Origin of the sequence: Robertmurraya sp. DFI.2.37 (assembly GCF_029211245.1) — a bacterium.
GTDB lineage: Bacteria > Bacillota > Bacilli > Bacillales > Cytobacillaceae > Robertmurraya > Robertmurraya methanolica_A.
This window is the reverse complement of the sequence record NZ_JARGEJ010000037.1, coordinates 42,201-48,603: the sequence shown is the minus strand read 5'-3', so window position 1 is coordinate 48,603 and position 6,403 is coordinate 42,201. Positions and strand designations below refer to the sequence as shown.

The 6,403-nt window shown below is 40.8% G+C and carries 6 protein-coding genes; 1 reads left to right on the top strand and 5 read right to left on the bottom strand.

Annotation, left to right across the window (positions count from 1 at the left end):
• Positions 1-149: 149 nt before the first annotated feature.
• Both PZE06_RS17600 and PZE06_RS17595 read right to left on the bottom strand, forming a co-directional pair.
• Complete coding sequence (locus PZE06_RS17600) at positions 150-848, bottom strand: response regulator transcription factor (RefSeq protein WP_150949043.1); 699 nt, start codon at positions 846-848, stop codon at positions 150-152.
• Positions 849-1,149: 301 nt separating this feature from the next.
• Positions 1,150-1,821 (bottom strand): hypothetical protein, encoded by a 672-nt coding sequence (locus tag PZE06_RS17595; protein ID WP_150949046.1) that lies wholly within the window; start codon positions 1,819-1,821, stop codon positions 1,150-1,152.
• 201 nt (positions 1,822-2,022) lie between these two features.
• Between PZE06_RS17595 and PZE06_RS17590 the strand changes: the two genes are divergently transcribed.
• Entirely contained in the window at positions 2,023-3,345 is a 1,323-nt protein-coding gene (locus tag PZE06_RS17590) for a radical SAM/SPASM domain-containing protein (protein WP_225310722.1), read from the top strand.
• Between the two features lie 276 nt (positions 3,346-3,621).
• Here PZE06_RS17590 and sdaAA read toward each other — a convergent pair whose 3' ends face one another.
• The 3 genes from sdaAA to PZE06_RS17575 all read right to left on the bottom strand — a co-directional run bounded on the left by sdaAA (position 3,622) and on the right by PZE06_RS17575 (position 6,396).
• Complete coding sequence (gene sdaAA, locus PZE06_RS17585) at positions 3,622-4,533, bottom strand: L-serine ammonia-lyase, iron-sulfur-dependent, subunit alpha (protein ID WP_150949049.1); 912 nt, start codon at positions 4,531-4,533, stop codon at positions 3,622-3,624.
• Positions 4,534-4,636: 103 nt separating this feature from the next.
• Positions 4,637-5,296, bottom strand: coding sequence for an L-serine ammonia-lyase, iron-sulfur-dependent subunit beta (gene sdaAB, locus PZE06_RS17580; protein ID WP_150949052.1), 660 nt, complete (start codon positions 5,294-5,296; stop codon positions 4,637-4,639).
• Between the two features lie 59 nt (positions 5,297-5,355).
• Positions 5,356-6,396 carry a PTS sugar transporter subunit IIC gene (locus tag PZE06_RS17575; RefSeq protein ID WP_150949054.1) on the bottom strand — a complete coding sequence of 347 codons (1,041 nt, stop codon included), beginning with the start codon at positions 6,394-6,396 and terminating at the stop codon, positions 5,356-5,358.
• Between the last annotated feature and the right edge of the window lie 7 nt (positions 6,397-6,403).

Sequence of the window (6,403 nt, the reverse complement as noted above, 5' to 3'; positions counted from 1 at the left end):
TTCCACTATACCAAAGAAGCAGGTGCCTTTTCTTGTTTAAAGGCAATAGTCAAGGAACAAAGTTGATTGTTCTTAAAGCTTTAATAGACCTAAAACAAGGTCGATTTTCAAGGTGCGAAAGTTGAGTAAATTAATTTTATTTCTTAACTTCATTTTGTATCCTTCAGCACATAGCCGACTCCTCGTACTGTATGAATGAGGGAAGTGTCAAAAGGCTTGTCGATTTTATTGCGCAAATAGCGGATATATACGTCCACCACATTAGTATCTCCGTAATAATCATAACCCCAAACACCATTTAATAATTGTTCCCTGTTCAAAACTTGGCGTGCATGCTTCATTAAAAAAGCTAGCAATTCAAACTCCCGTGGTGTTAGTTCGATCACTTCCCCTGCTCGTACAATTTCTCTCGTAACCTCATTTAATTTTAAATCTCCTACAATAAGCCAATCCTCATCATTTTCAATGGCCTGAACTGGGACTAGAACTCGCAAATTTGCTCGTATTCGCGCTAACAATTCCTCGATTTCAAAAGGCTTTGTCATATAGTCATTGGCACCAAGATCAAGACCAGACACTTTATCTTCAATTGAATTTTTCGCTGTCAGCATAATAATCGCCGTATGTTTGTTGACGGAACGAATCCTGCGCAGCAATTCTATTCCACTTATCCCTGGTAGCATGACATCCAATAAAATTAAATCCCACTCTTGTTCTTGGAAAAGCTGAAAGCCTGTTAAACCGTCTAACGCTTTCCCTACTTCATACCCTTCATAAGTTAGCTCCAACTCCAGTACGCGAGCAATTTTTTCCTCGTCTTCAACGATTAAAATTTTTCCCTTGGTCATGTTTCCTCTCCTTCCGCCCAAAGTTGTACCGTCATTTTAACACGGTTATTTACTAAAACGGCATTTTTTATCCAACTATTTTTGCATTAATCAAATGTGGGATGAGCACAAAACATAGCTTGTTCAAATAAATTCCGCAAAAACTGTACTCAATCAACATTTTTTCTCCCTACTAATTAGTATTTCTTCATTCATTCAAAGTACGCATATTTTGCAAGACTGTACTGACTCCATTTATTTCTCAAGGAGCCAGTACAAAGTGGGACAGTCACATCATAAAATCTTGCAGCATCCCTGTTTTCTAACTAATATTCGCTGTCCAATTTCCTCCACCTTGATTACAGGTAAAGGTGCCACTTGCTCTTCTTCCTTCAATTCGTCCATTATACTCACAGTTATTCCCGTCACTGCTATTTCTTCTTAGTATTCGAACATTATTGCCTTCTTGACTCATCGTTAAAACAGCGGTTATGGGTGTTGCTCCCTGTCTCGTCCATCTTGCATCAAACGTATTGCTGTTTCCCCGACGTGTCCAAACTCCGCTCCATCCCCCTTCTTGCACTTCCCATCGTCTTCCTAACTCCGGCTGCAGTGGTCTCCTTTGAATCGTTGCACTCCAAGAGCCTCCACCACGAGTGCATACATTCATTCCTCTCACTCTATTTCCAGTAATGATTCCAACGTATTGACAATCGTTTCCATCACTGCTGTTTCTCCGGGATATAGACACAAAACGATCATGGACGTTTACTGTCATCACAGCGGTTATGGGTGTCGCACCTTGTCTCGTCCATCTTGCATCAAAAACATTGCTATTTCCCCTACGGGTCCAGACTCCACTCCATGCTCCTTCTTCTACCTGCCACCATCTCCCTAGATCTAATGGTTGGCGCAACAGATAATCCTGCTGGTATGCATATGGAACAGGTGGTTGAAAATATGAATTGGCATGCGGGTAACCATAAAAGTTCATTTTGGAACCTCCTCAGCTTAAGTTGTTTCATGACCATCATATGTAAAATTGAGTAAAGTGTACTGTTCCAATCCGGTTTTTATTAGGCATACTACAGCAGCTCTTTCCATCTCGTCTATAGTGACAGAACTCACTGATCTTTATCCACCTGTAGTCTTATAATGACTTTTGTTCATCAATTTAATGAAGGTACGTGAAAAAATGGAAAAGCAAATGAACTACATTCCCTCTCGATTTAATGCTCTATCCCATACTGATGATGGCGGCGTTGTTCTTTTTAACAGTTATACCGGTGCCATTACCCATTTTAACGAGGAAGAAAAGCAATCTGCTATTTCTGCTTTAAAAAGAACAGGTATAGCACTACTGGAAAATCATATACATAAAGACCTATTTCGCGACGGGTTTCTCATTTCTGGTGATGTTGATGAAAAGAAAAGGGCGCAATATCTCCATCAGTCCCTACATCGGACAGATCTGTTACATCTCATTATCATGCCTACAGAATCATGCAATTTCCGCTGCACTTATTGTTATGAAACATTCGAACGTGGAAAAATGAAACGAAGCGTCATCAACAGTTTAAAAGCTTTTGTCCAAGAAAAAGCCTCGCATCTAACGGCACTACATATAAGTTGGTTTGGCGGCGAACCGCTTATTTCATTGGATGTTATTGAAGAACTTTCGCAGTCTTTTTTATCCATTGCCGAGGAAAATCAGATTCAATACAGCTGTGACCTTGTAACAAATGGATACTTATTAACAAAAGATACCTTTAAGCGACTGCTCTCATGGAATATTAATCAATTTATGATCACCATTGATGGGGTCGGAGAAATACATGATAGGAGAAGACCTTTATCAGATGGAGGTCAAACGTTTGAGCGCATCATCGATAATCTAATTGCTATCAAAACCATTCCTGATCCTTTTAATCTCACCATTCGTTCCAATTTTGACGAAGATAATATAGAGGATGTTTCCAAATTAACGAAATTCTTAAAACAGCATTTTGCTGACGATGAACGTTACGGAGTCCTGTTTCGCCCTGTTGGACAATGGGGTGGGAAAAATGATGAGGCTATCCCCGTCTGCAGCCGCACGATGGCGAATAAAAAAATTTGGGAATTAACTGATGAGGCGGTAACAGAAGGTTTAAAAATGAGCTCCATGGTAATCGAATCATTAATGCCCTCGGCATCTGTCTGCTATGCAGCAAAACCACATTCATTAGTCGTTGGCGCTGATGGTCAATTGTACAAATGTACCCTCTCCGTACAGGAAGATTTCAATAAGGTTGGAAAAATTGACGACAACGGTCACTTTCAGCTTGACTATGACAAAATCGCTCATTGGGTTACATCTGGTGAGGAAACGGATTCCTCCTGCCAATCATGCTTTTATCGGCCTGCCTGTCAAGGAAACCACTGTCCGCTTTATCGGATGAGAACAGGTGAAAGACCATGCCCGTACGAGAAACGAAATATAAAAAAGGTTCTTAATTTAATTTGGAAAAATAGCTGACATCCCTATTTTTTTGAAAGGTGGTGAGCAACATGCGCATATTACGTCCAGCTACTTCTCCAATTAGTTACCAAAATACTGGAAAAATCATGAAGTCTGTACCAGGTAATTTAAAATAAAAGTAAAAGCACCCCATTTGCAAAATGAGGTGCCTTTACTTTCTCAATAACTGCTCATTGAGAGCGAACAGTTGCGTACTTGGTCTTTTTTGCCGCCATTTCCACGTTTAGACTTTCGACAAAAGCAACTACGCTTTGTTTTTAACTAGAAATGTCGTTATGAAATGGATGCAACGAGATAATCTTTTAATTTTTCTTTCGGTTCTCCAAAAATTTCAGCCTCTAGTCTCCGTCCAGTTGGTGTTGCTGCTAAACCACCTTGTGCCGTTTCTCTTAATGCGGAAGGCATTGTTTTTCCTATTTCATACATAGCAGCAATTACTTCATCGCACAGAATTCTGCTTGTGATTCCTGCAAGTGCCATATCTGCAGCTGTCAAGGCATTGGATGCTCCCATGGCATTCCGTTTCACGCAAGGAACCTCTACAAGTCCTGCCACTGGATCGCACACAAGTCCCAGCATGTTCTTCAATGTAATCGCCATTGCTTCTGCCGCTTGTCGTGGTGTACCACCAGCCATTTCAACGATGGAAGCAGCCGCCATTCCTGCCGCTGAACCTACTTCAGCCTGACACCCTCCAGCAGCGCCCGAAACGGTTGCATTGTTTGCTACAACAAAACCAAAGGCCGCAGCCGTAAATAAAAACTCAATCATTTCCATCCGAGTTGGGCTCAGCTTTTCTTTTACTGCAAATAAGGTTCCCGGCACTACTCCGGCAGAGCCTGCTGTTGGCGTTGCACAGATTACGCCCATGGCAGCATTCACTTCATTAGTCGCGACCGCTTTACTGACCGCATCCAAAAGCAAATCACCTGATAATCCCTTACCGCTTTTTATATAGTTTTGCAATAAAACGGCATCGCCACCAGTTAATCCAGTTTGTGATTTCACCCCGTTTAAACCTCTCTCTAAGGCCTTTTCCATCACAGCTAAATTTTGCTCCATTTTTGCGATAATTTCTTCTCGAGATTGTCCTGATACTTCTATTTCTTGACGAATCATGATTTCTGCAATTTTCACTTGAGACTGTTCCGCGAGCGAAACAAGCTCTGTAACATTTCGAAACATTTCTTGTCCTCCTACTTTTTAACGTTAATCCTGATATTTCACAATGTACAAAGGTGAGAGATTCTAGAAGCCAGTCATTATGAAATTGATTTACTTAGTTGGATTAAGCAACCATTCGGATGACTCCTCTTACATTGGAAAGTTCTTTTATTTCATTTAATACCGTATCCTCAATTTTTTGATCAACTTGGATAACCATAATTGCCATATCTCCCTTTTCCTTACGGGCAACTTCCATATGGCCAATGTTTATTTTATACTTTGATAGAATGGATGTCACACAAGAAACAACGCCAAATTTATCCTGATGCATCACTAAGAAGGCTGGGTCACCTGACAGTTTTAATTTAAATGAATTAATCTCTTTAATTTCAATCGCTCCACCGCCAATCGACACCCCAATTACTTCAAGTGTTTGCTCATCTGCAGCCAAAACTAACTTAACCGTATTTGGATGTTCCGGGATTGCTCCTTCCTCATGAAAAACAACTTCCATATTGACTTCCTTAGCAATTTTTAATGAATCGGGAATTTTTTCATCAAAGGTATCAAAATCCAAGAGCCCAGCAACTAATGCTAAGTCTGTTCCATGACCTTTATAAGTTGTTGCAAACGAACCGTACAAATGAATATCGACCTTCTTTGGCTGTTTCTCAAATAAGCTGCGAGCCACTCGACCGATACGAACTGCTCCAGCCGTATGGGAACTTGAAGGTCCTACCATCACTGGTCCGATAATATCAAAAGCTGAGCGGTATTTCATCGTTCATTTCCCCTTTATCGTTGAGGTGCACAATAAGTGCCTGCTCTTTATTCTTTAATTTAAGCAGCTGATTCCTTCTCTGCCTCAAGAGTTTGAAGCTCATCAACCGTTTTAATTTTATAATTTTTGAAGACTACTGACCCTAAAAACCCACATAACAGGCCAACTGCTGCACACGCTAATGCGATAAGAGTTACTTTCATAGGATCATTGAAACCATACATTACAGCTAAGCCAGCAATCGGGGTTGCTGTTCCTGTTGCATTATTAATAAGTCCAGACAATGCAATAATCACACCCGCACTCGCTCCTCCGACAAAGTTTGTCACATATACAGGGATTGGATTGGCAGAAATAATATGCGCTTGTGTTAAAGGTTCAATTGCAACAGAAATGGTTGTTTTACGATCACCGAATTTCATGCGATCAAATAAGATATAGTTCATAAACGAAGACCCAAAGACAGCTAAGGCACCAATCGCCATCGGAACTCCTGTCAAACCAAGCATTGCTGTTAACGCCATTGAACTAAGTGGGGCAGTAGCGACTACGGTAATAACCCCGCCAAGAATAATTCCCATTAAAACAGGGTTGCTGTTAGCAGTTTCCGTAATAATTCCCCCGATATTTAATAGAGTTGCATTAACAACAGGTGTCATTAACTCCCCTGCTAAACGCACAAGTGGAGCACAGAATAAGATAATAACAATTAAATCTAATCCACCAGGAACTTTTTTCTCAATAAGCTTTACAAGAAAAGCAACTAAATAACCTGCGATAAACCCTGGCAATAATCCAAGTCCAGCACAGCTAACACCAAGTAGTAATGCATATACAGGAGAAACCCCAACCGCTATTGCCACTAAAGCTGCAGCTGCGACACCGCCCATGCTCCCTGCCGCTGTCCCAACTTCACCTAAAAACTCTATCCCAAGTAAATCGCCACCCACATATAATTGGAATGCTTCAACTAAGAAAGCTGCACAGGCTGCTCCAGCGAGCGCTGCCATCGCCTTCATTCCTTTAGGTGCTTTATAACTAAATAGGGAAAAACCTGCTAAAACTAATAGTAAAAGTGCAGTACCTTTAATAATATCCATCTATTTT

Coding starts and splice junctions, on each gene's coding strand:
- PZE06_RS17600 (WP_150949043.1), bottom strand. CDS start 848: ATGACCAAGGGAAAAATTTTAATCGTTGAAGACGAGGAAAAAATTGCT.
- PZE06_RS17595 (WP_150949046.1), bottom strand. CDS start 1,821: ATGAACTTTTATGGTTACCCGCATGCCAATTCATATTTTCAACCACCT.
- PZE06_RS17590 (WP_225310722.1), top strand. CDS start 2,023: ATGGAAAAGCAAATGAACTACATTCCCTCTCGATTTAATGCTCTATCC.
- sdaAA (WP_150949049.1), bottom strand. CDS start 4,533: ATGTTTCGAAATGTTACAGAGCTTGTTTCGCTCGCGGAACAGTCTCAA.
- sdaAB (WP_150949052.1), bottom strand. CDS start 5,296: ATGAAATACCGCTCAGCTTTTGATATTATCGGACCAGTGATGGTAGGA.
- PZE06_RS17575 (WP_150949054.1), bottom strand. CDS start 6,396: ATGGATATTATTAAAGGTACTGCACTTTTACTATTAGTTTTAGCAGGT.